Annotated in this window: 26 protein-coding genes and 1 pseudogene; 13 read left to right on the top strand and 14 right to left on the bottom strand. The window is 56.8% G+C overall.

Features of this window, described 5'->3' with window-relative positions; genetic code table 11:
- Positions 1 to 57 precede the first annotated feature (57 nt).
- Positions 58 to 723, bottom strand: a complete 666-nt coding sequence (locus tag JFT86_RS16605; protein ID WP_201237501.1) for a ribonuclease T2 — start codon at positions 721 to 723, stop codon at positions 58 to 60.
- Between the two features lie 166 nt (positions 724 to 889).
- On the opposite strand from JFT86_RS16605, the gene JFT86_RS16600 reads away from it, so the two are divergent.
- Complete coding sequence (locus JFT86_RS16600; protein WP_201237500.1) at positions 890 to 1,360, top strand: hypothetical protein; 471 nt, start codon at positions 890 to 892, stop codon at positions 1,358 to 1,360.
- 76 nt (positions 1,361 to 1,436) lie between these two features.
- Positions 1,437 to 2,222 carry a transporter substrate-binding domain-containing protein gene (locus JFT86_RS16595; protein WP_201237499.1) on the top strand — a complete coding sequence of 262 codons (786 nt, stop codon included), beginning with the start codon at positions 1,437 to 1,439 and terminating at the stop codon, positions 2,220 to 2,222.
- Here JFT86_RS16595 and JFT86_RS16590 read toward each other — a convergent pair.
- Positions 2,170 to 3,042, bottom strand: coding sequence for a helix-turn-helix transcriptional regulator (locus tag JFT86_RS16590; RefSeq protein WP_201237498.1), 873 nt, complete (start codon positions 3,040 to 3,042; stop codon positions 2,170 to 2,172). The two genes, JFT86_RS16595 and JFT86_RS16590, sit on opposite strands and share 53 nt — an antisense overlap.
- Positions 3,043 to 3,203: 161 nt before the next feature.
- Between JFT86_RS16590 and JFT86_RS16585 the strand changes: the two genes are divergently transcribed.
- The gene (locus JFT86_RS16585; protein WP_201233152.1) at positions 3,204 to 4,118 is read left to right on the top strand and encodes an alpha/beta hydrolase; all 915 of its coding nucleotides are present in this window, start codon (positions 3,204 to 3,206) and stop codon (positions 4,116 to 4,118) included.
- Between the two features lie 193 nt (positions 4,119 to 4,311).
- On the opposite strand, the gene JFT86_RS16580 is transcribed toward JFT86_RS16585, so the two are convergent.
- Positions 4,312 to 4,527 (bottom strand): hypothetical protein, encoded by a 216-nt coding sequence (locus JFT86_RS16580; RefSeq protein WP_201233154.1) that lies wholly within the window; start codon positions 4,525 to 4,527, stop codon positions 4,312 to 4,314.
- Positions 4,528 to 4,671: 144 nt separating this feature from the next.
- On the opposite strand from JFT86_RS16580, the pseudogene JFT86_RS29240 reads away from it, so the two are divergent.
- Both JFT86_RS29240 and JFT86_RS16575 read left to right on the top strand, forming a co-directional pair.
- Positions 4,672 to 4,842 (top strand): annotated as a pseudogene (locus tag JFT86_RS29240) (GNAT family protein); the annotation flags it as partial.
- Between the two features lie 18 nt (positions 4,843 to 4,860).
- Complete coding sequence (locus JFT86_RS16575) at positions 4,861 to 5,229, top strand: hypothetical protein (protein WP_201233156.1); 369 nt, start codon at positions 4,861 to 4,863, stop codon at positions 5,227 to 5,229.
- 45 nt (positions 5,230 to 5,274) lie between these two features.
- Here JFT86_RS16575 and JFT86_RS16570 read toward each other — a convergent pair whose 3' ends face one another.
- A complete protein-coding gene (locus JFT86_RS16570) occupies positions 5,275 to 5,637 on the bottom strand; it encodes a DUF6124 family protein (RefSeq protein WP_201237497.1) in 363 nt (120 codons plus the stop codon).
- 577 nt (positions 5,638 to 6,214) lie between these two features.
- Positions 6,215 to 6,631 carry a hypothetical protein gene (locus tag JFT86_RS16565; RefSeq protein WP_201237496.1) on the bottom strand — a complete coding sequence of 139 codons (417 nt, stop codon included), beginning with the start codon at positions 6,629 to 6,631 and terminating at the stop codon, positions 6,215 to 6,217.
- A 218-nt stretch (positions 6,632 to 6,849) separates the two neighbouring features.
- Here JFT86_RS16565 and JFT86_RS16560 point away from each other — a divergent pair, with 218 nt between their 5' ends.
- From JFT86_RS16560 to JFT86_RS16550, 3 genes are all read left to right on the top strand, one after another.
- The gene (locus tag JFT86_RS16560; RefSeq protein ID WP_201237495.1) at positions 6,850 to 8,952 is read left to right on the top strand and encodes a hypothetical protein; all 2,103 of its coding nucleotides are present in this window, start codon (positions 6,850 to 6,852) and stop codon (positions 8,950 to 8,952) included.
- A gap of 169 nt (positions 8,953 to 9,121) precedes the next feature.
- Entirely contained in the window at positions 9,122 to 10,108 is a 987-nt protein-coding gene (dusA, locus tag JFT86_RS16555; RefSeq protein ID WP_201237494.1) for a tRNA dihydrouridine(20/20a) synthase DusA, read from the top strand.
- 27 nt (positions 10,109 to 10,135) lie between these two features.
- Positions 10,136 to 10,564 carry a DUF2388 domain-containing protein gene (locus JFT86_RS16550; protein ID WP_201237493.1) on the top strand — a complete coding sequence of 143 codons (429 nt, stop codon included), beginning with the start codon at positions 10,136 to 10,138 and terminating at the stop codon, positions 10,562 to 10,564.
- Here the strand turns inward: JFT86_RS16550 and JFT86_RS16545 are convergent, their stop codons facing one another.
- Positions 10,565 to 11,398: an undecaprenyl-diphosphate phosphatase gene (locus JFT86_RS16545; RefSeq protein ID WP_201237492.1), complete on the bottom strand. Its 834-nt coding sequence runs from the start codon at positions 11,396 to 11,398 to the stop codon at positions 10,565 to 10,567.
- 562 nt (positions 11,399 to 11,960) lie between these two features.
- On the opposite strand from JFT86_RS16545, the gene JFT86_RS16540 reads away from it, so the two are divergent.
- From JFT86_RS16540 to JFT86_RS16530, 3 genes are all read left to right on the top strand, one after another.
- Entirely contained in the window at positions 11,961 to 12,701 is a 741-nt protein-coding gene (locus tag JFT86_RS16540; RefSeq protein WP_201237491.1) for a winged helix-turn-helix domain-containing protein, read from the top strand.
- Between the two features lie 271 nt (positions 12,702 to 12,972).
- Positions 12,973 to 13,632: a helix-turn-helix domain-containing protein gene (locus tag JFT86_RS16535; RefSeq protein WP_201237490.1), complete on the top strand. Its 660-nt coding sequence runs from the start codon at positions 12,973 to 12,975 to the stop codon at positions 13,630 to 13,632.
- A gap of 389 nt (positions 13,633 to 14,021) precedes the next feature.
- The gene (locus tag JFT86_RS16530) at positions 14,022 to 15,416 is read left to right on the top strand and encodes an undecaprenyl-phosphate glucose phosphotransferase (protein WP_201237489.1); all 1,395 of its coding nucleotides are present in this window, start codon (positions 14,022 to 14,024) and stop codon (positions 15,414 to 15,416) included.
- Between the two features lie 961 nt (positions 15,417 to 16,377).
- Here JFT86_RS16530 and JFT86_RS16525 read toward each other — a convergent pair.
- The 6 genes from JFT86_RS16525 to galE form a co-directional block, all read right to left on the bottom strand.
- On the bottom strand, positions 16,378 to 18,456 hold the full coding sequence (locus tag JFT86_RS16525) for a YjbH domain-containing protein (RefSeq protein ID WP_201237488.1): 2,079 nt from the start codon (positions 18,454 to 18,456) through the stop codon (positions 16,378 to 16,380).
- A complete protein-coding gene (locus tag JFT86_RS16520; RefSeq protein WP_201237487.1) occupies positions 18,453 to 19,211 on the bottom strand; it encodes a capsule biosynthesis GfcC family protein in 759 nt (252 codons plus the stop codon). Before JFT86_RS16520 ends, JFT86_RS16525 begins: the two co-directional genes overlap by 4 nt.
- Positions 19,211 to 19,876 (bottom strand): YjbF family lipoprotein, encoded by a 666-nt coding sequence (locus tag JFT86_RS16515; RefSeq protein WP_201237486.1) that lies wholly within the window; start codon positions 19,874 to 19,876, stop codon positions 19,211 to 19,213. The genes JFT86_RS16520 and JFT86_RS16515 overlap by 1 nt, the downstream gene beginning before the upstream one ends.
- Before the next feature lie 11 nt (positions 19,877 to 19,887).
- The gene (locus JFT86_RS16510) at positions 19,888 to 20,949 is read right to left on the bottom strand and encodes a polysaccharide biosynthesis/export family protein (protein ID WP_242489492.1); all 1,062 of its coding nucleotides are present in this window, start codon (positions 20,947 to 20,949) and stop codon (positions 19,888 to 19,890) included.
- Positions 20,950 to 21,091: 142 nt separating this feature from the next.
- A complete protein-coding gene (locus JFT86_RS16505; protein WP_007910552.1) occupies positions 21,092 to 21,328 on the bottom strand; it encodes a hypothetical protein in 237 nt (78 codons plus the stop codon).
- Between the two features lie 231 nt (positions 21,329 to 21,559).
- Positions 21,560 to 22,576, bottom strand: coding sequence for a UDP-glucose 4-epimerase GalE (gene galE / locus JFT86_RS16500; RefSeq protein ID WP_201237484.1), 1,017 nt, complete (start codon positions 22,574 to 22,576; stop codon positions 21,560 to 21,562).
- A 389-nt stretch (positions 22,577 to 22,965) separates the two neighbouring features.
- Between galE and galU the strand changes: the two genes are divergently transcribed.
- Together galU and JFT86_RS16490 are read left to right on the top strand one after the other, a co-directional pair.
- Entirely contained in the window at positions 22,966 to 23,799 is an 834-nt protein-coding gene (galU, locus tag JFT86_RS16495; RefSeq protein WP_007910549.1) for a UTP--glucose-1-phosphate uridylyltransferase GalU, read from the top strand.
- Between the two features lie 29 nt (positions 23,800 to 23,828).
- The gene (locus JFT86_RS16490; RefSeq protein WP_201237483.1) at positions 23,829 to 24,233 is read left to right on the top strand and encodes a mannose-1-phosphate guanylyltransferase; all 405 of its coding nucleotides are present in this window, start codon (positions 23,829 to 23,831) and stop codon (positions 24,231 to 24,233) included.
- Positions 24,234 to 24,344: 111 nt separating this feature from the next.
- Here the strand turns inward: JFT86_RS16490 and JFT86_RS16485 are convergent, their stop codons facing one another.
- A complete protein-coding gene (locus JFT86_RS16485; protein WP_201237482.1) occupies positions 24,345 to 25,475 on the bottom strand; it encodes a GDSL-type esterase/lipase family protein in 1,131 nt (376 codons plus the stop codon).
- 187 nt (positions 25,476 to 25,662) lie between these two features.
- Complete coding sequence (locus JFT86_RS16480) at positions 25,663 to 26,709, bottom strand: acyltransferase (RefSeq protein WP_201237481.1); 1,047 nt, start codon at positions 26,707 to 26,709, stop codon at positions 25,663 to 25,665.
- Positions 26,710 to 26,720 lie beyond the last annotated feature (11 nt).

The following is a 26,720-nucleotide window of genomic DNA, read 5'->3' as shown; positions in this document are numbered from 1 at the left end:
AAGGGATTGATCCCCTCACCACAGGTTCAGTGTTTGTCTTTTCGACTTTGAGTCAAATCACCGCGACGGCGGAACTCGAATATCCCCCGCCCGGCACTGAGTCTTCACACCCTTGCCGCACGCACCGAACTGCAAGTCCTTGCCCATGCACACCCGCACTTCCGACAGCTCCGGACCGCTGCAAATCACTGCGATGCCATCCGCCGGTATCCCCGGGTTGGCCTTGCGGAACAGATCGGAAATTTCCTGCGCCTCGAAGTAATACGAAGTGCTGAACGGTTGCAGTTCTTCAGGGATTTTCACCGCGCCCACCGCTTTGTCCGCTGCATCCAGATACCCCATCGCACCGAGGCCGCTGCAGGTGCCGTGCTTCGACCATTCGTGATCGAGCAGTTTCTTGGTCGGGAACAGCGTCAAGCCTTTGCTGCTTTCTGCCGCCGACAGCGTGGTCAGTGGCGGGCAGGATTCCGGCCAGCCGCCCTTGGCGTATTGCGGCCACAAACCGTGCAGGACAAAGCCGTAACCTTTGCCGGAACATTGCACATCGTCCTTGTGGGTCAGGCAAAACGTCGGCGACCAGGACAACGTCAGCAGGTAGTAGTCGAACACTCCTGCTACCGATTCCGCCTGCGCTTTGCTCGACTGCGATTGCCGCGCCGAACTCAAACCGATGCTACCGGCCGTCAGTGCAATCACCGCCAAAATTGTAAACAGCTTTTTCATCTACCCGCTCCTTGGGACGCCTGCGTCCGTGGTTTTCGATCCTGGCCAGACTTGACCAGCCGTGATTTGGACATGCTTGTGTTGCAGACGCATGACGCAAGGCAACACCGTACCCCGTTGAAACGTCTACGATTAACAGGCAGACATCAACAGACAGGGATCCGAAATGAGTAAAGCAGATGAACTCGCCGCCAAACTCCAGCAAACACTGCCCACTCACGCGGATGCCGCGCTGGAGATCGATTGCTGGCCGGCACAGGTCTACGACCTGTACCACCGCATCGGGGCCTGGCTGCAACCGGTGACCGAAGTCGGCCTGAAAATTCGGCGCAATCCGACGCACGTTTGCGAAACGTCACCCGATGGTGAATCCCACGATTACGCCATCGATCAACTGGTCATTGAAGCAAACAACCAAAGCCTGACATTTGATCCCATCGCACGGTTTACCGAGGATGGCGCCGGGCGCGTGCAAATCACCCTGCCGGACAGAAACACTTACCTGTTGCGCACCGTCGACGAACACCACGAAAGCCATTGGTGGTTGCAGACCGTTGAAACCGGGCAACAGCTGGATGCGATTGCGCTGACCGAGAACAACCTGCTGCAAGTGGTGCAGGAAGGTTTGGGCTTGTAAGCGCCTTCACCGATAGGTGATCAGCGCCGAGAACGTGGTTAACTTCTCGCTCCGATCCCTTTGAAGCCCGACAGACATGACAAAAACCACAATCTTGCTCGGTACTCTGCTGGCCCTGTCCCTGAACTTTAGTGCTCAGGCGGCAGAACAGACCTCACACCTCGACACCATCCAGCAACAAGGCCAGCTGCGCGTCTGCACCACCGGCGACTACAAGCCCTACACTTTCAAACGCGACGACGGCGATTTCGAAGGGATCGACATCGCCATGGCCCGCTCGCTGGCCGACAGCCTCGGCGTCAAAGTCGAATGGGTGCAGACCACCTGGAAAACCCTGATGCCGGACATGCAGGCCGGCAAGTGCGACATCGGCATGGGCGGGATTTCGGTGACGCTGGAGCGGCAGAAAAAGGCCTACTTCAGCAACACCCTCGACACCGACGGCAAAATCCCGCTGGTACGCTGCGCCGATCAATCCAAGTACCAAACGATTGAACAGATCAACCAACCCAATGTGCGCCTCGTCGAACCGGCCGGCGGCACCAACGAAGCCTTCGTCCACGCCTTCCTGCCCAAAGCGCAACTGGCCCTGCGCGACAACGTGACGATCTTCCAGCAACTGCTCGACAACAAGGCCGACGTGATGATCACCGACGCCTCGGAAGCGCTGTACCAGCAGAAACTCAAACCCGGTTTGTGTGCGGTGAATCCGCATCAATACATGCAGTACGGTGAGAAGGCTTATCTACTGCCGCGCGATGACATCAGCTGGAAACTCTACGTCGATCAGTGGCTGCACCTGAGCAAGGTCACCGGGAAATATCAGAAAACCCTAAGCGAGTGGATTGCGCTGCCACAGTGAGCTTTTTCAGCGACTCACTGGCCTCGCTGCCCGGCGCGGCGGTCATGACGATGATCGACTGATCGGGGCTTTCCGTGCAGGAGAGCATCTGCCAATCAAGGCTGAGCTTCCCCACCTGCGGATGCTGAAAAGTTTTGCTGCCGCAGGTTGGGCTGGCCACCAGATGAGTCGCCCACCAGCGGCGGAAGTCCTCGTCACGCAGGGACAGTTCGCCGATCAGCGAAGCCAGTCGCGGATCGTCCGGAAAGCGCGCCGTGTCCATCCGCAGAAACGCCACGCAGTTGCGCCCGTTGTTTTCCCAATCGACGTACAAACTGCGAAACCGTGGGTCGAGAAATGACAGACGAATGAGGTTGCGCTGTTCGATCGGTATTTCGGAAAAGTCGACGTACAGCGCCGCCGCCAAGGGATTCCACGCCAGCACATCCATGTAGCGACCGATGACTATCACCGGAATGTCCCGCAGGCTGTCGAGCAGACGTTGAGTTTGCGCGCCGACGGTTTGCCGTCGATGCAGATCAACCGTGGTGCGACCCAGCCGCGCCAGTCGATACAGATAATCCAGATCATCCTCTTGCAGACGCAGGCTGCGCGCGACGGCGGCCAACGCGGACTTGGACGGCGACAACCGTCCCTGCTCCAGACGCGTGTAGTAATCGACGCTGATGCCCGCGAGCATCGCCACTTCTTCGCGGCGCAAACCGGCGACACGGCGTGCACGCCCTACATCAGCGGGTAATCCGACCTGCGTCGGATCGAGTTCGGAACGACGCGCGCGGAGGAATTCTCCGAGGTCGTTGGGGCTGTTTTCTATAGTCATGGGGCGATCATGGCGCTCGCGCGCGAATCAAGGAAGGCTCTCTTTATCATAGGAAAAACTTTCCCAGGAACCGCGCTCTCTTTTTGCCTCCCTCCCACGGGTTCAATCTTTGCCTCGTCAGCCGCCACCTGCGGCACCGCACCAACCCGTGGAGTGCACCAATGAAAACCAACATCAGCTTCCTCAGCAACGGCCTCAAACTCGCCGGCCACCTCTACACCCCGAACGACCTGCAACCCGGCGAACAACGCCCGGCCATCGTCGTCGGCCACCCGTTCGGCGGCGTCAAAGAGCAGACCGCCGGCCTCTACGCACAGAAACTCGCCGAAAAAGGCCTGATTGCCCTCGCCTTCGACGCCAGCTACCAAGGCGAAAGCGAAGGCGAACCGCGCTTCCTCGAAGATCCGTTCGTGCGTGCTGAAGATTTCAAAGGCGCGGTCGACTTTCTGTCCAACCATGCTTCGGTCAACCCGCAACGCATCGGCGCCCTCGGCATCTGCGCGGCCGGTGGCTACGTGCCCTTCGCCGCCCAGACTGACCGACGCATCCGCGCCGTCGCCACCGTCAGCGCCGCCGACATCGGCCTGCTGTTCCGCGAAGGCCTTGGCGGCACCGGCACTCCTGAGCAGCTCAAACAATTGCTCGAAGAAGTCGGCCAGCAACGCACCCGCGAAGCCCGTGGCGAACCCGTGCGCCTCGACCCGATCGTGCCAGACAACCCGGCCGACATCGCCGAAGGCACCCCGACGCTGTATCGCGAAGGCAGCGAGTACTACCGCACCCCACGGGCACAGCACCCGCACTCGCCGAACACCTACGTGTTCACCAGCATCGACCGGATTGCCGCGTACTCGTCCTACGACCGCATCGACCTGATCTCACCGCACCCGTTGCTGATGATTGCCGGCACTGAGGCCGATACTCGTTACTTCAGTGAATTGGCCATCGAGAAGGCAATGGAGCCCAAAGAGTTGGTATTGATTGAAGGCGCAAGCCACATCGACCTGTACGACAAAGAACAATTTGTCGGCCCGGCGGTAGAGAAAATGGCGGGGTTCTTCAAACACTACCTGTAACGCGATAAACCACAAAAGCTGTGGTGAGGGGATTCATCCCCGATGGGTCACAAAGCGCCCCATCTTTCAGCGAAGCAACTAAAACCGTGGCGAGGGAGCTTGCTCCCGCTGGACTGCGCAGCAGGCCCATCCTTTGGGGCTGCTCCGCAACCCAGCGGGAGCAAGCTCCCTCGCCACAATTCATCCGAGCATTTCAATCGTCATGCAACATGCCGGAACTGTACTGATTAAGACTGCTGCCAATACTGTTCCCGCCGAACTTCAGCGTCGTCGCATTACTACGCCCATCCAACGACTGACAATCCGCCGAAAAACAACTGGTGGTCGTCAACCCGCCCGCCCCTGAACAGGCACTCAACACTGACACCGCAGCAGCAACCAACAGCACTTTGACGATATTCAGGCGCATGGCACGATTCCCCTCGGGATTAAAAGCGACGATCTTGTGCCAACATCATAGGCCTGCGCCGCCCACCCCAACATGAAACTTTCCTGATCGACAGCGCCGGTTCAGAATCGCCTGACCGCCAGACAAGGACATCCCATGCAATTCCTGGTAAAGATGCACCAGAAATTCGGGTTTGAGGTCGAGGGTGTTCGGCGGCAAAACGTGGTCTAGGATGGCGTTCGGATAGACGTGGTTCAGCTGGGAATTACCAAGGCTGAATGGCAGGACAAGCGTCCGGCACTGGCCCCTGTGATCGAACGACTGAATAACGCCTAGCGCAGGGAGCGGCCGAATTTGCGACGAGAACTGAGCCCCGCCGAGCTATACGAAATCCGCGACGCCCTGTCGTGGATCTTCGTCGACACCGCCGTGGATTACCCCTACATCGCCAGACAAGTCGAAGGCTACGATCCGGAACAGATCAAAGACATCCTCTATTCCGAAGTCGCCGTCGTCTGCGCCTGGAACCTCGCCGGCCCACTGCCGCCGATCTGGACAGGATTCAAAGCCGATGAGTTGAATCAGGACATCGAGGACATGCTGCTGGCGAAGGAAAACAGCTGGATGCGGCGGCAGCTTCACCGACTGCACACCGCTTGGTTGCGGTTTAACTATGGGGATGCGTGGAAAGAGCTTTCGGCGCACCTTAAACGTTCGAGTTGATGCCCTCCATGGCAACGGCAACCCACCGCCACAGAGAGCTACGATTTACGGTTTCACTTCGACGTTATCCAACGCCTGATTCACCGCCAACTCCCCCAACATCACCACCTGCGCGATCCCCAGCGCGGTCTTGCGGTGCGCGGGCTCCAGCGTCGCGGCGAAATTGTTGAGCATCTCGGACGCAGAACTCAGGGTTTCGCTGGCGTTGGCCAATAGGGATTCCGAGTCGTACTTGGGGTTGGCGAGGTACATGCGCTCGGGCTCATTGACGCTGGACATGATCTGGCTGGCGGGTAGCAGATAGTGATCGAGCGCACGCTCGGCGGCTTCGTTGAGTTTTTTGGAGTTGGGGGATTGGTACGGGGATGCCGGATCGGTTTCCGGCGGATTCGGTGTTGGTTTGAACATGTTGTAACTCCTGACGGATTAACGAAAAGGAGCCATCACTCTCGCTACCAAACGAAGGGTGGAGGCCATACGCAGGTTGGTAGACCGGTCGTCAGGAACCCCGGCGCATCCGAAGACGCCCCGCGCATGACCACCATAAAACGAAGACGAGAAACGTCGTCGCAAGACAGTAGTCTTGTGCTTCTGACGGAGACGGGCTACCAAACCCGATCACTGTTTTTCAGTGACCGACAGACGATAGAACCCGCGACCTAGACGCACAAGCCGGCGGATTCTGTCTTACGTGTAGGGGGTGGCGCAAGGTGTTGTAGGTCTTGGACGACACCACCTCAACTCACTTAAACAAGCGCAGTCTTCGCTGTTTAAATTCACGAAAAATTCGAGTGCTTCGCCATCAGGCACCGACATGCAGCGGTCGCATTCATTTTCTGGGCACTCTTAGCGTCTCGAACTGTAGAAATCTTCAAAGCCTGTGTTGATGTTTGCAATCGAAAAACTTAACCATACGCTTTCGTCGAGGGAGCTAAAAACAGCAAATCAGATCTTTATCATTTCCCCACTGGATTGCCCCCGCCCGCTACCCCCGTATTCCCGAACTCTGTTCCAGCGGTTGTTGACTGTCGTGCTTATGGGCGAGTAGTTCAGTAGCCAGTTCAATAGCACGCTCCAAGAACAGCAACAAACTGTCGACCGTCAAATGATCTAGCCACTCCCGGCTCCAAAGCAGCGTCTCACCCTGAGGTGTCCGATCCAACAGAAACACAGTGTCGCTGCAGAACGTTGTCAGCAACGGAGAATCAGGCATCACATGGCCCGGTAGCAGCAGATAAATGGCCAAATGGTCGTCATCTTCCGCCAACGTCAATACCAGCTCATCGTTGACAGTAAACGTAGTTATGGTTTGTCCGGCTTCAGGAGTGGGTAGTCCGAGGTGAGTAAAGAGTGCGGTGACGAGCGAGTGATACATAGCCAAGCCTTGTTCAAAGGAGAACATCACTCTATTTGGCCGCCAGGCTGTTGCTTATTAGTTGTCGTCGTATTTTTGTAGCACAGGGGCGCTAATGCACGGCCGGCCGTTAAACAGGAGGGACTCGCTCACCTCTCATTCGGGTTGGTCTGAATCCTAAAAAAGCGAGGCTATCTCTGACAAATTGCTTCTGGGTAATGGCGTAAGTTAAAGGTCTTTCGCCCCATTGGCCGCTGGGTAATTACATGAAGACAGCACCCCACAATCCCGACATCAGCCAACTCCCCCCGTCTCAATCCAGGCTGCAACAGCCGACGGTCATCACTCTGGGTAACAACAGACTGCGCCTTCTTGATACCGGAAATCGTGAGTTCGAACGAGGGATCCGTCGCAACATCACTCACAGCCAGAGTAAAGAACTAAAGGCTGTCATTCAGGCGGTACGTAATTATCAGGCCCAGAAAACACCTTCGCTGGCCGCATTGGCGAAAATCGATAACGCGTTGCAGTTTTGGCTCGAGTCAGGAAGGAACCGATCCCGTCAGCAGGATCCGGTACTTCAACGACTGGTGAATGACATCGCCTCTCGACGTCAAGCGTTCAGCCAAGGAGGGCAGGCCCCATCCTTTCAACTGGCATGGGTCTGTAATGAGCAGGGGCGAGTTAATCAACCCATTGAGAGCAATCATCATATTCGTCAATGGATAGGGGAACTTACTCACTTACGGCAACAGGGGGCTCATGATCTGTTCAAACGAGAACTGCAGAGTGGACTCGACCTGATGTTCGGAGTAAGTGAAACAATGACAGCCTGCCGTTTAGAGCGCGCTCCCACCCAAGAGGAAGTCGCCGGTAGTCATGAGTGGAAGGCATTCTGTGGCGCACTGCGCCTGCAATTACCAACTCTTGGGGCGCTGCAGCCACAAGCCACAGCCGAAGAGAACGGTCGTGACATTCTGATAGCCCACAGCCACCTCCTGGAGATGGGCCACCTCAAGGAAGTGCTAGCTCTGAGTCTGGCCCAGAAGGTGAAGCAGCAGGGTGAGATTGGGCTACTAAGGACCGAATTACTGACAGCGCTGGTGGATGGACTGGACGCTCCCTATCAGGCCTTGGCTGAAGAGAAAAAATTACTCTGGCAAGGAGAAAACAAGCAAAAGATGAGCTATGAGCTCGGTGTGCGAGCTGAGCTCAAGCGCCCTCTTGATGTCGCCAGTCACGAGATCAATCCCGGACAGCCTGTCAGTCAGAAGGAGTTCAGCGATATAGGGCTAATCAACGCCAGCGTGTTGGCTGAAGCATTTGCCAAAATCGAGATCGGTAAATGGGAAGCTCGCAGCCAGACCCCTATTGGCGAGCTTTCCACAAAAGCGACCCTGGTTCAGGAGAACATGGCCGGAGCCAAGGCCGAGGCGATGATCGGTAAAGTCGAAGGGTCACTAGCGTTCAACTCCGCCCCCCGGATCCTCAACGACACTGAGGGTGAGCGATATAAGCCTGGCCCTCACGATGTGAGCCTGCTGCGCATCGGTGCCAGCGCCGAGCTGGTCAGCAAGCTTGGACTGTCAGTCGAGGGCAGTTGGACTGTCGGCAACCTGCTTAATGCCAAACTCGCAGGCGCTGCCGAGGTTGGCGTCAACGCCAGACTGGAGGCAGGAGCCGCACTGATGATGACCCCAGCGGGACCGATGGCCAGCGTGACAGCTAACGCCTCGGCTTTCGCCGGCCTGAAAGCAGAAGGGAGCGCTCAGCTCAACCTGTTCAAGAGCCAATACGCCAATGCATACAGCCTATCGGCCAAGGTTCGCGCTGCCGCCAATCTGGGCGTTGGTGCCACAGCAGGTGCAACAGCAGCTATCGGCTCGGCAGGCGTCAAACTGCATACGACCCTCGGTGTGACCCTGGGTGTTGGCACCGAGGTGGGCTGGGAAGGCAGCGTCAATGCGATGGCCACCAAGGCCTATGCATTGGAATTGGCTGCACGTGCCATGAGCAGATTTGACCAAAGCAAGGGGCAATATCTTGACAGCCAAGCGATGGCGATCGGCATAGAGAGCCGCCTCTATGAACTGGCCCAACGGATGGATAGCAGAATTGCGACCCTTGCCAGCGAGCTGGATGCGCTGCAGCTGGCTGTCAGTGAAAACCGGCTTCGCCTACAGGAGAGTCCAATCGATCCGCATACGACGACTGGTCGTAGTGCCATGGCTCAAGCTATTGATGATGCTTTCGGCCAGGAGCGGGTCGATGAAAATGGGCTCACTACTTTTCCTGAGCGAGCAAGCGAGCGTAATGACAAACTCGAATTCACTGCCCGCCTGCTACAAAATCACGCCATAAAAGTCTGACTGATGCCGCTGACAGCAATATGACTGGCGTGATCTTCTATGGAATACCCAGGCGATCAACGCCAGATTCATTGCAATCGGAAATACGTATTCACGACGCATGAGACTCTGCTCTGCACCATTCCTGATAAACTCCCCCGCCTTCGCCCCTCTGATTCAGATTCCCCCAATGCCTCTACAACCTGCCCCGCTGTCCCGCCGTTTCTCCGTCGCCCCGATGATGGATTGGACTGACCGCCATTGCCGTTTCTTCCTACGCATCCTGTCGAAGAACGCCCTGCTCTACACCGAAATGGTAACCACCGGCGCGCTCCTAAACGGCGATCACGAGCGTTTCCTCCGTCACAACGAAGCCGAGCATCCTCTCGCCTTGCAGTTGGGCGGTAGCGTCCCCCTCGACTTGGCCGCCTGCGCCCGCATGGCGCAGGAGCATGGTTACGACGAGGTGAACCTCAACGTCGGCTGCCCGAGCGATCGTGTGCAGAACAACATGATCGGCGCGTGCCTCATGGGTCACCCGCAACTGGTGGCGGATTGTGTGAAGGCGATGCGCGATGCGGTGTCGATTCCGGTGACGGTGAAGCATCGGATCGGGATCAACGGACGGGACAGTTACGAGGAGTTGTGTGATTTCGTCGGTACGGTGCGGGATGCCGGGTGTACGAGTTTTACCGTGCATGCGCGGATTGCGATTCTGGAGGGGTTGTCGCCGAAGGAGAATCGCGACATTCCGCCGTTGCGTTATGACGTTGCCGCGCGGTTGAAGGCGGATTTTCCGGAGTTGGAGATTGTGCTGAATGGCGGGATCAAGACGATGGAGGCTTGCCATGAGCATTTGCAGACGTTCGACGGTGTGATGCTGGGGCGTGAGGCTTATCACAATCCGTATTTGCTGGCGGAGGTGGATCAACAGTTGTTCGGCAGTTCGGCGCCGGCGATCAGTCGCGCTGAGGCGTTGGCGCAGTTGCGGCCTTATATTGCCGAGCATTTGTTGGCGGGTGGAGCGATGCATCACATCACTCGCCATGTGTTGGGCTTGGGTACCGGGTTTCCGGGGGCGCGTAAGTTTCGGCAGTTGTTGTCGGTGGATATTCACAAGGCCAAGGATCCGTTGGCCTTGCTAGATCAGGCGGCGGAGTTGTTGGCGGGTCGTTGATCGACGCGTTGTATGTGCGGGCAACGAATGAGCGTTGCCCGGAGTGTTGTTGTATCGACAGGATGTCTTTTGTTTATGTCCGCGTTCAGCTGTGTTTTCTTCAAGCGATTCACCCTCCTCGCTTTGCTCGTCACCGTCCCTGCCAGCGCCTGCGCCAGTTGCGATTTCTTGAAAGGGTGCGGTGATGGGGAAGACGGCCCTTTTGAATCTACCCAGATGGCCGGTTTTCTGACTTTCACGACGACGATGATCACGGTCGATGGTTTGTCGGACATGTCCGGGCTGAAAAAACGTGTGTATTCGGTAGAAGAAATCGAAGCCGCGCGGTATTTCCTCGCCAGCGACGGCATGCTGCAGGCCGCGTACTTCACTTCAGCTTTGCAGCATTTTCGTCAGGATTTGCCCGACTCGGAATTGAACGACCTCGCCGTCGCGGCACTGATCAGCAGTCAGTAATCAGCTTGCCGCTGCGGCCGTCCAGTTCACCCAGCCGAAAGCCCAGGTCGCCAGAATCAACAAGCCAAACGCGATCCGATACCAGGCGAACGCGGCGTAGCTGTGGTTGGCGATGAACTTGAGCAAACCGCGCACGGCGATCATCGCGAAGATGAATGCGGTAACAAAGCCCAGGGCGAAGACCGGCAGGTCGCTTTGCTGAAACAGGTCTCGGTATTTGTAGCCGGAGTAAACGGCAGCGCCAACCATGGTCGGCATGGCCAGGAAGAACGAGAACTCGGTGGCGGCTTTACGCGACAGGCCGAACAGCAGGCCACCGATGATGGTCGAGCCGGAGCGGGAGGTGCCGGGAATCATCGCCAGGCATTGTACGAAACCGACCTTCAACGCGTCAGACCAGCACATGTCGTCGACGTGCTCGACGCTGATCACATGGTTACGCTGCTCAGCCCACAACATGATGATGCCGCCGACAACGAGTGCAACGGCTACGGTGATCGGGTTGAACAGATAGTGATGAATCGCGTCAGCGAACAAAACGCCCAACACCACTGCGGGAAGGAAAGCGATCAGCAAGTTGAGGGTGAAGCGCTGAGCATTGCGCTGGGTCGGCAGGCCTTTGACGATTTCGCAGATCTTTGGCCGGAACTCCCAGACGACGGCAAGAATGGCACCCAATTGAATAATGATGTTGAACGCCATGGCGCGTTCGCCGCCGAACTCCAACAAGTCGGCGACGATAATCTGGTGGCCGGTACTGGAGATGGGCAAGAACTCGGTAAGGCCTTCTACTGCGCCTAAAATCAACACCTGGAAAAGGGTCCAGAAATCCATTAATCCTCCGTCAGAACGCTCTTGGCGGGCGACTGGCTTATAACACTCAGGGATTGAGTATCTGAAAATACAAAGATCAAAAGATCGCAGCCTTCGGCAGCGCCTACAGGGAATCACATCAAATGTGGGAGCTGCCGAGGCTGCGATCTTTTGCTGTTATTGGCTGAGGAGATTACGTCTTATCAAAAGACACACTCAAGCCATGTTAATAAACGTCCGCCTACGAACTAATGTGAAAAAAATTAGGCACTTAGTAGTAAAAAGTTCGTCTTGCCAATAAAGTGTGACCAATGTCACACTATGCTAGATGGCTAGACAGTGGCCAATAGACATAAACAAAGCTGTCGCCATGCGCTCAAAATAGTGGCACAATTTCATATTGCCACTATCTAACGACTAGTTCACACCCCCGAAAAAATCAACTAAAAGCTTGAAATGCTTAATTATTGTTAGAAAACTCGGGAGCCACGTCTAAAATCCGCTTAAATGTTACCAATTGTCAGTCACAGATGAGAACCGGTGCTTTAACATCCCGATGTCAGCACCTAATTCGAGTCAATGCATGATGCTCTCAGGGAACTTGGCGACTAGTAGTCCGCGCCCGACAAACGACGTACCAGGTGTTCTCACTCTGGGCCGTACTCGTGGCGTGGCTGAACATTTCAGGGCGCTACTCGCCAAGCACGTACGAACCGATTTGGCACTTGAAGTCGATTCGTTCACTAGTTCATATAAGCAGAATGAACACTCTGGTTCGTATCGCGCGATCTTCATTGTCATCGACAGCCCGCAGGCCCTCGAAGACAATCTCGCGCTGGTGAAGAACCTGCGCACCGACAACTTGAAACCGATCATCTGCACGGTCATCACTGGCCGGGGCGCCTTCAACAAGATCAAATATTATCTTGCCGGGGCGGACTTCTGTATCAAGCTCAACACCCTCTCCGACGATAGCGCCGAGTTGCTGAGCGAGTTCTTCAGCAGTGAAGAATGGCAACGCGATATCAGTCTGACGCTTGATCCCACGCGTATCTGCCTGTTGGGCTCCAGCCAGAAACTCGACATTTCGTTTGCCGAAATGAAGATCCTCGAAGCGTTTGCGCAAACCAGTAATCACATTCTCAGCCATGATGAAATCGCCACCATCATGGGGCTCAATACCAATTTCTACGACCCGAGGGCGCTGGAGAAATCGATCAGCCGCTTGCGTGGAAAAATCAAGGACATGTATGGTACAAACGCGATTCAGAGTATCCGCGGCTATGGCTATCGCCTGATGCGGGGCTTGATATCGACTGCCTGATCAAGGGCAGCCACCCTTTTGCATACGTACGAAGGATCGTCTGATGCAACCATATAGCTCTCGTTGTACTTCATATCTACCTATAACAAAGCACTTGAATGAGCGCGACACCATAACAATAAACTCAACAACATAGCAGCAGATCGAGTGGAACTTATCGAGGGCCATTTTCGGGCCCAGACCCTGCCTGTCGATTACTTCCAAGGAAGTCATTGCTCGCCTGCCGAATGACCTTTTAGCCAATTTTTGGTACGCAGTTAAGGAGAGAGACATGGAAACGAGTACAACCCTCCCCAGAAAATATTTTGTCGTCGTGACTCACAGTACAACGTCGCAGCGTGAACTTGAGAGCATTCTGTCCAGCGAGCGTTTCAATTCGTTCGGCACGTCTCAGGCGCAAATGTTTATTGAAGGTGCTACTTCACCCTCTTCCGCTCCGATGCTGATGGAGTTCACTTACCCAAGCGGGACCCGAAAGAGCGTCGCCCGCACCATCGAATATGACACCCAGCGAATAATCGCCACGCTTGAGTCGGAATGGCGCGCAGCCCAATCGACGAATCCATTTCATAGCGTTCCGGCAACGACTGAGGAAATCAGCAGTCTGCCTCCAGCCATGACAAGCGATGCATCTGGCACCGAAACCTGGCACCTGGACAATGCTCAAGGCGCACTGGTCAAGGAAGATGTGCAGATCAGTCTTACCGGACTGGAAACCGCACTGGTCAGAAAAATGCTCAATCACGAAGAGCGTGTTGTCAGCCGTGACGACTTGATCCTCAGCATCGGCCGAGAGCCCGAACAGTATCGCGGTCTGGAAATGTGCCTGAGTCGCCTGCAAGACAAATTCAAAAGCGCCAGTAAGGGTGAGCGACTATTTCGTGCCGTAAGAAATCGCGGTTATTGCCTCATTCAGGACATCGTCGCGTAAACACCGCGACCTCTGCGAACAAAACAAACAGATAACAGTGCGATTACAAAAACAACAAGAGCACTCTGTTTGATTTCACCTCCCTTGATAGATTGAAACTCCCTGCCTCCACCCTTCCAACAGTAACAAATACAACATCATTTATTCACCCCCCTCTCTGCGACCTTTTCTAACAGACTCATATTTAATTATTAAAAGTTGGCAATGTGCCATCTTGTTAGAACTCGTCAGACACCATTCCCGGCAATAACTTAGTCTATTGACTGACAACAGTTCGGCATATCGACGCTGTTACCTCAGAACACTCGTTAAAACAAAAACAATAACTCTGACTAACAACTCGGCTTTCAACTGTTGAAACCTGAATGGACGTCTTTTGGGGATATCGTATGGATCTTTCTCTCAGTATCAATCGAAGCACGGGCCTCAAGGGACTGACCTTTTGGGGCCAATGGGCGCTGGCGCAGGGGTTTATTGTTGCTCTGCTGTTTGTACTGGCCGAGCAGCACACCGGAACGGTCGCGTTCTATTACCGCATGTGCGCAACGCTGGCGGTACTGGCCTCGGTGCCGGCCTATACGTTCAGTGGCGTTTATCGCAAACGCGACAACTACCTGACCGGGCTGGGCCGGCTGTTCATGGGCTGGTCGATGACCATGGCGGCGCTGGCTTTCATCGCGTTTGTCTGCAAGGCCGATGAGCTGTTTTCCCGCCAGGTGATCCTGAGCTGGGCGGTATACGGTTTCCTCGGTCAGGCGCTGCTGTACGCGCCGCTGCATGCGTTTTCGAAGTTCTACCAGCGCACTCGTAAAAGCGAGCACAAGACCCTGATTGTGGGGACAGGTGAACTGGCGTTGGGCCTGGCGAAAAAGCTCAGCCAGATCGAAAACCTGCCGCTGGTGGGATTGGTCAGCAACGGTTCCCTACCCTCTCTGGATGCCGATGCTCCGCGCGTCGTCGGTGCTCAGGAACAGTTGCTGGAGCTGATCAACGCCCACGACATCCGCCGTTTGTACATCACCCTGCCGCTGTCGGAAGCGGCGCAAATCGAAGCCATGTATGTCGACTTGCTGGGTGCCAACGTGGATGTCGTCTGGGTGCCGGATCTGAACAGTCTGACCCTGCTCAATCACTCGGTGAAAGTCGTGGACGGCCTGCCGGCGATCTACCTGAACGAGAGCCCGCTGACCAGCCGACCGACTGCTGCCCTGAGCAAAAGCCTAGCGGAAAAAAGTGTGGCGCTGCTGGCGATCATTCTGCTGAGCCCGGTGCTGCTGATCATTGCCCTGGCGGTAAAACTCAACTCGCCTGGCCCGGTGTTCTTCAAGCAGGATCGCCATGGCTGGAACGGCAAGGTGATCAAGGTCTGGAAATTCCGCTCGATGCGTGTCCACGATGACCGCGACGTCAAACAGGCCAGCCGCAACGACTCGCGCATCACCCCGGTTGGGCGCTTTATTCGCCGCACGTCGCTGGACGAACTGCCGCAACTGTTCAACGTGCTGCAAGGGCATATGGCGCTGGTTGGCCCGCGTCCACACGCGGTCGCGCACAACCATTTCTACTCGGGGAAAATTCTCGCCTACATGGCGCGTCACCGGATTAAACCGGGCATTACCGGGCTGGCGCAAATCAGCGGCTGCCGGGGTGAAACCGACACCCTCGACAAGATGCAGAAGCGTGTCGAGATCGATCTTCAGTACATCAACAACTGGTCGTTGTGGCTGGACTTGAAGATCCTGGTGAAGACACCGTTTACGCTGTTGTCGAAGGATATCTACTGACGTAGTGACGCGACCGGATACACCACCGCAAGGGGACGAAAGTCCCCTTTTTTGTGCCCTGGATTTGGGGTTCGCGGTACGCCATGTAGGGGTGAGCCTGCTCGCGATGGCGGTGTGTCAGGCATGCAGATGGCGACTGGTTGGGCGCTTTCGCGAGCAGGCTCACTCCTACAGGGGATCGTGTGTTGACCAGGATTTTGCATTCGACACAACACCACTGTGGGAGCGCGGCTTGCCCGCGATGGCGTCAAGCCAGACAGTATCTATGCCGAATGTGCCGCCGTCATCGCTGGCAAGCCAGCTCCCACAGGGATTTGGGCGGTTCGACACATATCCCTTGTAGGAGTGAGCCTGCTCGCGATGGCGGTGTGTCAGGCATGCAGATGGCGACTGGTTGGGCGCTTTCGCGAGCAGGCTCACTCCTACAGGGGATCGTGTGTTGACCAGGATTTTGGATTCGACACAACACTACTGTGGGAGCGTGGCTTGCCCGCGATGGCGTCAAGCCAGACAGTATCTATGCCGAATTTGCCGCCGTCATCGCTGGCAAGTCAGCTCCCACAGGGATTTGGGCGGTTCGACACATATCCCTTGTAGGAGTGAGCCTGCTCGCGATGGCGGTGTGTCAGGCATGCAGATGGCGACTGGTTGGGCGCTTTCGCGAGCAGGCTCACTCCTACAGGGGATCGTGTGTTGACCAGGATTTTGGATTCGACACAACACTACTGTGGGAGCGTGGCTTGCCCGCGATGGCGTCAAGCCAGACAGTATCTATGCCGAATGTGCCGCCGTCATCGCTGGCAAGCCAGCTACCACAGGGATTTGGGCGGTTCGACACATATCCCTTGTAGGAGTGAGCCTGCTCGCGATGGCGGTGTGTCAGGCATGCAGATGGCGACTGGTTGGGCGCTTTCGCGAGCAGGCTCACTCCTACAACGATTGGGGTGGGCGGGATTTTGGATTACTCGGTGATTTTCTCGAAGTTGCGATAGAACATGTCGTCATCCCGGCTATCGGTCATCGAATGCAGTTGGTAGCTGCGATTGAGCCTTGCACCACCGTCACGGGTCAGGGGCGCCCACACGAGGTTGGCGCGGCGCATGGTCGACATGCTCATCATTTCGTCGAACGGGATGGACAGATAGATGCCCTTGTCGAAACTACCTTCCCCATACTCGGCGCTGCCGGCAGTGGTGATCGTCGCCCAGGCACCGAAGCGCACGCCGTTGGAGAACTCGCGGGAGATGTCCAGCGTGCCGCCCCAGTCACCGGCCAGATAACGACCGACGCTGACTGCCGCCAGCGTGTCATACGGCAAATCGGTGTAACCGGTGATATGCCCGGTCACCACCGAATAATCGCGCAGGCCAAAACCCTGATCGAATTCACGCTGGCGCACGTAGTTCAGGTCCGCGCCCACCGACCAGCGCTCGCCCGTCGGGCGGAACAACACTTCGCCCCCGACCCCGGCGAACATCGACTCCAGATAACCACCGTAGACCATGCCATACAGATCCTTGTCCAGTTGCTCGGTGTGGCTCAACTGGAACAGCGGCATGGTCACTTCGGACTCGGTCAGGTACTGCCGCAAATCCGTGCGCACTCGGGGCAAACCGCTGGGTGCGTCATAGGTGAATTTGTCGAAGTTGTTGATCAGGTTGGCGCTGAGCATGCCGCTCCACCAGGTGCTGCGATTGAAGCGGTACTCGGCGTCCGCGTCAGCACTGAATTGATAGAGCAAACCATCCGGGCCACCGACGTTCTGTTTGAAGCCCAGACCCACGCCATAACTGAAATGCTGCGGCGCTTCGGTGTAGAGGGTTTTCTCGTTGTGCGGCATCGCCGGATTGACTTCGGTGGTGCGGTGCAGTGATTGCAACGGCTCTTCGTTGTTGATCACTTCGCGGAAGGTCCGGCGCGGCACGCTGGTTTCTTCCAGCGGCAAGTCGTAGCGCTTGTTGACCACGGTGAACCAGTTGATGTCGTCGTTGACGCTGTTGTCGAGAATCCGGCTCGCCCGGCCGACAGCCTTGGACGAGTGGAAATAACGCTGCTGCTCGCCATACACGATCAACTCGGAATCGCGCTGACTGATGCGCTCGACCTTGTAGCCGGCATTCTGCTGCAAACGCTGCGAGACGTTGGCCCAGTCGACCTGCTCCATCGACGTGGTCGGCATTTTTGCCGGCAACGGTTCCGGAGTCGGATCGTAGATCTTGGCCGGTGCTTTGCGGCTGACGAAATTGGTGTGGAAGGTGATGCCGAACATCGCCGTGTTGCCCCGCTCCCACGCCGCCGTGACGTCGACCGAGTCCGCCACCTTGAACACCGCGCCGAAGTTGATCGGCGAGTCCTGCTGGATGATGTTGTCCTTCGGCTCGTGCTTGTAGTCGTTGCCTTCGTATTCGAGCTTCAGGCTCAAGCGATCCCAGGGCGTCTGATAACTCACGCCGCCGAAGAGTGACGGCCTGCCGCGAAAGTACGAACCCGAGTTGACGTCACCGGTGCCTTCGAGCGCGGGTCGGGTATCGAAACGATCACTGACGTAGCCCAACGGGTTGTCGAGGTCGCCGCGATTGCCCAGATAACCCCAGGCAATGCCAGCGCTGAAATCGAAATTGTCGAAGCGCTTGTTGGCGACGAAAAACTCACTGGAGAACAAACCCGTACCGCCGACGTCTCGGAACCCGAGAGCGACATCGGGCAGCCAATGGCTCTCCTGCCACAGCCGGACTTTGACGTCGACCGCCTTATCCTTATAGCTCTGGCTGCCGCTGAGGGCCTCGGAGCCGTACGGCCGGTTGGTGATCGCGGTGTAACGGAACGAACCTTCGAGCCAGTCCAGTGGCTGCAACGAAACGCTGTAACGACTGTAGGGCTCGGTGCGGTTGGCGTTGACGCTCAACTCGCCGGCCGGTGCCATGCGCGCGGTCGGCGTCTGCAACAGGCCCGTGCCACCAAAGTCATTCTGAGTAATGCGCGGCTCGGCATGCGCCAGACCACAGGGCAATAACAACACAGCTGCAAAACGTAACTTCAACGAACCACCTCGGCCAGCTGCGTGGCAATCAATTCGGCCAACTGCTGATTCAGCTCAGGGACAGGCGGATCCAGATCATCATTTTTCACCGGCACCAGAATCTTGCTGCCGGCCACGGGAAACTGCCCGCTCTCACGATTCCAGTGGGCAATGCCGACGCGCCGCGAGACGCCGTTGGGCTGGATCAGCCACAGGTAGTCGGCCTCGGCATCGTCCAGCGGCGTGCAGCTTTCCAGGTATTCACGGGCCTCCAGCAGCGGCTGATAAGGCAAGTGGCAGGTGTCGGCGACGGCGCCGAGCACTTCAACTTCGTCGACCCGCTTCGGGTAGATCAGTTGATCGCCGTCATCCAGTCGAATATTGCGGGCGAAGCCGACTTCAATCGCCACCGGATCGAGATCGGCGATCTGCCGTCCGGTCACCGGCATTTCCCGCACTTGCTCGATCAACCGTTGCGCCAGCGCCACACGGCTCGGTCTGTCGAAGAGCGCCGCCATGCGTTGCAACACGTCCAGATCGAACAGCACGCCAGCCTTGAGCCGCGTCTGCTCTTCCAGCAACGACTGACGCAGCAGAACCCCGGCCAGCCAATAGCCTTCGGCATTGGGCACGGCTTCGTTGATCACGTCGAGCAAGCGCCCGCCCGCCGGCAGCTTGACCGGCCCGGGATTGGCGACGTCACCACTGACGGTGACGGCGGCCTGGCTGATGCCGCTGATCAACAACAGGCACGCCGACAGCATCCTGAGCCGCATCACGGCAGGTGCCTGCGATCAGGGGTCAGTTGCACAATCTTCACGCGCAATTGCGAGGTCAGTTGCTGCTCACTCTTGACGATAAAACCGTCACGCGGATCGACCCAATAACGATTGGTCGCACTCAGGCCGATGGCCGGGGCGTCAATCTGCTCATCGACACGCAGCACGGTGTATTCCTTGTCGAGAATGTTCAGGGTTTCCATGGCGCGACGGCTGAAGCGGCTGTTGACGATCACCCCGACTTCCTGCCCCTTGTAGAGGTCGATCCAGCGTCGGCTGGTGAAGCCATCGGCAACTTGATGCAAACCCGCTTTGAACGGCGAGTCATCTGCCAGTCGCGTGCCGTCGAGGTCGCCCTCAAGGCCCAGGCCAATGCTGCGCACGGCAAGACCATTACGCAGAAGCAAAACCTGTTTGCCGGAGGCGACCCAGAACTGCAGATCCTCACGCTCGCGCACCAGCGCCAGCACCCCGGAGCCGGACGGCGTGGTCAGTTTGAGTTGCGGATAACTGACCTCGGCGACCTCGGCCGGCGTCACGTCCACTTCATCCGGACCGATCACCGCCGACTTGAGGTTGTTCAGCGAAGCGCTCATCAGTGGGTTACAGCCACACAACAACAGGGCCGCCATCAGGCAGACGCCAACTTTCAACGTATTCACAGTCGGCGACCTTATTTGCTGTTGTTACTGAATTCGCTCCAGTTCTTCGCTGCGGAAGCCCCGGTCCCGACAATCGACGCCGACGGCACCAATTGACTGATGAAGCGGTTCCAGCGCGTCACGTTGGCAGGCCCGACATACACGACGTCCTGAGGGCGCACTTCAAAGTGCGTGGCGAGTGCCATGGCGGTCGGCGATTCAGCGTTCAACTGGTAGATTTTCGCCGGCTCGACATCGAGGTTTTCCACACCGCGAATGACGTACACCGCATTGCCATTGGAGGTGGTCTGACTCAAGCCGCCGACCGAGCCGAGCACATCGGAGAGGTTCATCGTCGCGGTCTTGAAGCTCAGTGCGCGCGGCTGATTGACCTCGCCCATCACGTAGATGCGCTTGTTGTCGTTGTACGGCAGATACAACTGGTCGCCACCCTTGAGGTAGACGCCCTGCAACTCGGAATCCTGCTGGTTGAGCGAGTCGAGATTGAGCGGATAGACCCGCCCGTTGCGCGTCAGTGTCAGGCCCGACAAGTCAGCATTGTTGGTATCGATGCCGGCCGTGCCGAGGGCCTCGACCACGCTCAGCGGATTGGTCGAAATCGCTTGCGGGCCGGCCTTGCCGACCGCGCCGGTGACCACTACTTTCTGACTGGCGAAGCGCAGCACGGCGACGTCCACTTGTGGCTCGGCGATGAACGCCGACAGCCGCTGCTCGATGTCCGCACGCAGTTGCTGGATGGTCCGGCCAGTGGCCTGGACTTCCTTGATGAACGGGTAATACAGCGTGCCATCGGAACGCACCAGACGGCCGTTGGCATCGATCTGTTGTTGCGCGCCGGACGGGGCCGTCAGCTCTGGGTGATCCCAGACCGTGATGTACAAGACATCGTTGTTGCCGATGCGATATTCGGCCGGGGTCGCCAACAGTTCCTTCGGCACCGACGTGCGCTTTTGCGTGGCGCGAGTCGTGGAAATCAGCTTGGGGGTGATCGGGATCAGCTCGACCCTGCTGCTTTCACTGGCCCCTTGGCGGGTGATATCACTGGTGCTCAGGTATTGGCCCGGGGAAAACATGCAACCTTGTAAAGCGAGACTTGCCAACATTAAAAGAGAAAAACTACGAGTCATAATGGCACTACGCTATTCAAGGGCGAATCTAAAAAGAAGTCACCCGACTTGCGTCGGGCGACCCTTACTGCACTAACAAAAACCGCTGTTAGTTATGCGTGCCGGTTGTACCGGTGGTACCCGTCGTACCGGTGGTACCGCCGTTGGCACTGCCACCGCTGTTGGACGCCGCTACAGCACTGGCAACCATTGCAGTACTGGCTGCAGGCGCTTGCGAAGCCGCTACATTGCCACCTACATTGGTTACCGCAGTAAGCGGCGCTTCAGCTGCGGCAGCCCAGTTGCTCAACATCGTCAACAGGGCAACTGCCATCACTTTTTTCATATCAACTCCTTTCTAACATTCATCCTGTTAAAAACCGGCGTGTGTTAGAGGTGGTAGAGTTCAAGTCCGCGAAAAATGCGAACAAGATCCGTCGTTCTTTCACAGTCTTACCCAACTGATAAAAGTCGAACGGCAGGTTTATATCTACGGACTTGCAAAAGGCATTTCCAGCGTATTTTCCAGACGATATCTAACACCTGACCGAAACTAACATTCGGTATCAAAACGACATTATCCGAGATAGCCTTTTGGATGATTCGATTGCCAGCGCCAGGTGTCGGTGACCATGTCCTGCAAGTTACGCGTGGCTTTCCAGCCCAGTTCTTGCGCCGCCTTGGAAGCATCGGCCCAACTTTCGGCGATATCCCCCGAACGACGCGGCATCACCCGATAAGGCACCGGTTGCCCGCTGGCCTGTTCAAAGGCACGCAGCACTTGCAACACGCTGTAGCCATCGCCGGTGCCAAGGTTCCAGGTATGAATGCCGTGGCGCCCGCTGATTGACTGCAAGGCCTTCAAGTGGCCGTCTGCCAAGTCGACGACGTGGATGTAATCGCGCACGCCGGTGCCATCGACCGTGGGGTAATCGTCGCCGAAGATCGACAACTCTTGCAGGCTGCCGACCGCAACCTGGCTGATATAAGGCAGCAAATTGTTAGGAATGCCGTTAGGGTCTTCGCCCATCTGGCCGCTGTGATGCGCGCCGATCGGGTTGAAGTAGCGCAGCAAGGCGATGCTCCAGCGCGGTTCGGACTGGCACAGGTCGCGCAGTACGTTTTCGACGATCAACTTGGATTGACCGTAGGGATTGGTCGGGTTGCCGGTCGGGAAGTCCTCGCGGATCGGCATCTGCTCAGGTTCACCGTAAACGGTAGCCGATGAGCTGAAGACCAAGTGGAACACGCCCGCCGCCGCCATCGCCTGGCACAGCGTGATGCTGCCGCTGACGTTGGTTTCGTAGTACGCCAAAGGCTTGCGCACGCTCTCACCAACGGCTTTGAGCCCGGCAAAATGCAGCACCGCTTCGATGGCGTGCTCCTGGAAAATCCGGTCGAGCAACGCACGGTCGCAGACATCGCCGCGAATCATCAATGCACTTTTGCCGCAGATGGCTTCTACCGCATGCAGTGCTGCGTCGCTGCTGTTGCAAAGATTATCCAGCACGACAACTTCATAACCTGCTTCAAGTAAAGCAAGTGTGGTGTGCGAGCCGATATAGCCGGCGCCACCGGTTACCAGAATCTTCATAGCGCGGTCCGTTAGTGGGTAAGTAGCCGGTAGATTGTCAAGCCTGTTGTTGTGGAGATGTGTCGCAATCCACACAAACAAGGCGACAACAACAAAAAACAAATTCAGTTCAATGACTGGCAATAAATATTTTTGCAGGTCACACTGTATTGCCCGCTACTTATTAGCACTGCAAGTGCAAACATCACTATCAACAGATACCGACTAAAAATAACTAATAATGCTCTAACCGACATCTAATAACATTGTCGTCATTTAGCGCATCGCGTAATTGCCATTAACAACCTGACTCAGGTATTAAAGCAATCGTTCAATCATCATTGAAACTTGCGGGCAAGTTAGTGGCCCGTAACCGTTGCCTGTGTTCCATGACTGTCCAGGATACTTTTATGATTCGTAAATGTTTGTTCCCCGCTGCCGGCTATGGCACGCGTTTCTTGCCGGCGACCAAAGCCATGCCTAAAGAGATGCTGCCGATCGTCAACAAGCCGTTGATCGAATACGCCGTTGAAGAAGCACGGGACGCCGGCCTGCAACACATGGCAATCGTCACCGGTCGTGGCAAGCGTGCGCTGGAAGACCATTTCGACATCAGCTATGAGCTGGAACACCAGATTCGCGGCACCGAAAAAGAGAAGTTCCTCGCCGGCACCCGCGAGCTGATCGACACCTGCACCTTTTCCTACACCCGTCAGGTGGAAATGAAAGGCCTCGGCCACGCGATTCTCAGCGGTCGCCCATTGATCGGCGACGAACCCTTCGCCGTGGTGCTGGCCGATGACCTGTGCCTGAATCTGGAAGGTGACGGCGTACTTACGCAGATGATCGAGCTCTACAAGAAATTCCGCTGCTCGATCGTCGCCATTCAGGAAGTCCCGGCCGACCAGACGCACAAGTACGGGGTGATCGCCGGCGAACTGATGTCCGACGGCATCTACCGGGTCAACAACATGGTGGAAAAACCGGCCCCGCAAGATGCGCCGTCGAACCTGGCGATCATCGGTCGCTATATCCTGACCCCGGACATTTTCGACCTGATCGCCGACACCCAACCGGGCAAGGGCGGCGAAATCCAGATCACCGACGCGCTGATGAAACAGGCACAGAACGGTTGCGTGCTGGCCTACAAGTTCAAAGGCCTGCGCTTCGACTGCGGCGACGCCGAGGGTTACTTGCAAGCGACCAACTTCTGCTACGAAAACGTCTATCTCAAGGGCCGCTGAGACGGCTCCCTTCACCCAACGAGGCCACCATGAACATTGCACAACATTCCGTAGAGATTGAACGCGAGGTGGGCAACCTCGGGGTGATGAGCTGGCTGTCCCGCCATCAGCCGTTGCCCAGCGCCAACGAATCCTGGCTGGGCACGATTTTGCTGGTGGAACGCATTGGCATGTTTCCTTCGTCCGGCGATATTCGCCGGCCGATGGCCGATCCCTATCCCCTGCTCGCTCATTTGAAAAAGCTGTATGGCGAGCAGGCGCTGGAAATGGATGACAGTGATGGGCTGAAGGTGATCTTCGGTGACTGGCGCTTTCGCGTGCGGATTTGCTGCAACGACCCGGCGATCATCATCAATGTTGAGACGCGGTGCGATACGCGCTTGATGCCACAGAAACTCTCAGAGCTGCTGAGCCAGATAGAACAATTCGAATAAACACACTCCCCTGTAGGAGCTGCCGAAGGCTGCGATCTTTTGATCTTGTTTTTAACAGCAACATCAAAAGATCGCAGCCTTCGGCAGCTCCTACAGGAGTGGGTCTGGTGGTTATTTCGGGAGGGCGTCGCACCGGTCCTTGACGCCCATGATCCAGCCATAAAAGTAATCGGCAATCACCTTCCCACCCGTGGCCGGCACCGGATGAATCTTGTCCGGGCCGATCATCGCGGCGGCGTAGCGTTTGACGTCCGGGCCAAACGCGCATTGCAGATTGGTGTAACCCAAATGCTGCTCGTGCGCCCAAGGCTGCAATACCTGCGCATACGCCGACATCGGGTAGGCGCTGGAGCGCGTGGTGTCCTGACGCATGATCAGGTTGATACTCGCCGCGGGCTGGATCTCGCGGATCATTCCCACCAATCCCTGAACGTTGTGCAGATACTGCTCTGGCTTAACGCCAAAACCCTGATCGTTGCCGCCGAGCATGATCAGGTAAACGTCGGCAGGGATCTTTGATACGGCGGCTTTCCACTGTACCTGCCATTGCCGATCCTGGTGATAAAAGTCAGCGGAGGCAGCACCGGAGGCGGCAAGCTTCGACACGCGCACGCCGTTCTGATCGTTGCTCATCCACACACCGAACAAGGTCGGCGTGCCTTTCACCACTTCCAGTTTGAACGCCCAATCCGTTGCGGTCGGCGTGCTCGGCAGTGGCAATTCCTGAACACCGGAACCTTCGAGTTTCAAGGGGTGCCAATCTTGCGATGGCGTCCAGCGATAGCGCACTTCACTGGATTGACCATTACCGAGGTAAAGCAATTTGGCCTGGCTGACCGCCGTAGTGATCCTCGGTGTCGGGGTGGCATCGATCTGCAACCATGCGCCGGGCCGCCCCGTCACCGTGCGACTGTCCGGACTCGCCTGCCCCAGTTCTGAAACCTTCCAGCCACCGCCAAAGTATTTTTCACTGCTGCGGGTGTACTTGAAATGCGTCCCGCCCAGCGCCGCGCCGTGGTTGAAACCAACATAACCCGGTCCGGCAAAGCCAACCTCCCCGGCCACGCGCTGCACCAGCTTGTTCAGATAGAAGTCCTGCCCGGCGCTGTAGCTGTCGCCGATCACCGAAACCGCCAGGACCTTGCCGGCCTTGCCTTCACGCCATTGCGCAAAACGCTCGCGCGCATCGCCCACTTCAACCACCGATGCAGCAACGGGTTGCGCGTCATCAACTGCCAACATGCAAAAATTCCTTCAGTCTGTAATGGCCCACCGAATGCAGGGGTGTACACAGATCAATTGTAGGAGTGAGCCTGCTCGCGATTGCGGTGGGTCAGGTAATGAAATGCTGACTGACAGACCGCAATCGCGAGCAGGCTCACTCCTACAAGGGATAGTGTTCAACACAGATCCACTGCTCGCGAAGCTTTTAGCTGCTTTGGGTTTGCACCACCGGAACGATGGGCGCCGCCGATTTCTTCTTCGCCGCGCGCTCACCGAGAAACAGCACAGAAGTGAAGTTGAACCGACTGAAAATCATGGACAACAGCACCGGCCCGAGCAAGCCAAAGGTCAGCCCCCCCAACACCAGCAGGCTTTCATCCTTCACGCCCAAACGCCCGAGGACGAATCGCGACGTCGCCGCAAACAACACATGAAACAGGAAAATCGCATAGGAATAACCACCGAGCCAGGTCAGCGCCTTCGAACGCACATCACTCGACAGCAACGCGATGCAGGACACGCAACCGACTGTCAGACCGATCAGACTGCGTCGATCAACAATCAACTCACGATCAACCGCCGCCACGTACAGCAGCGTCAGCGAAATCACCACGAATACCAATGGACCGATCACTTTGAACGTCTGCTTCAAGCGGTCGACATTTTCCTGCCCGATCATCCCCGCGACAAAAAACGGCAGCAGGTAAATCGCACCATTGATACCGAATGCATCGAGCTTGAACGGCGGCAGCAGAAACAACACCGCCGCAAACGCGAACAGCCCGAACAAGCGCATCGGCGAACGTAGCCAGCCACGCCACTCCAGCAAGCCGACGAACATGAAAATGATGAACACCGCCTGCAGGAACCAGAAGTGGTTGATCGGCACCCAGAACGACAACAACGCGTCGATCACCCCGACATCCTTGTTCACCCCCGGCCCCACCGCTTGCAGCACCGAAAACGGCACGCCGACGCAAAACAGCGGCACGATCAACCGTCGCACCTTGCCGCTGAAGAACGCCGAAAAGTCATTGCCGCGGATTTTGTAGATCGAATAGATGTACCCGGAAATAAAGGTGAACAGCGGCATGCGCACGTACACCATGGAGTCGGCGATCACCCGGAACGGCGAGCCGATATCGATCTTCAAACCACCGCCCAACGGCCCGATGACGTGATAGAGCACCAGCAGCAGGCACGCAAGGCCGCGCAGGGTTTCGATCTCCAGGGACTTTTTCTTGCTCGACATACAGTACCTGC

The sequence above is a fragment of the Pseudomonas sp. TH06 genome (genome assembly GCF_016651305.1).
Lineage (GTDB): Bacteria > Pseudomonadota > Gammaproteobacteria > Pseudomonadales > Pseudomonadaceae > Aquipseudomonas.
This window is presented reverse-complemented; position numbering and strand designations above follow the sequence as displayed.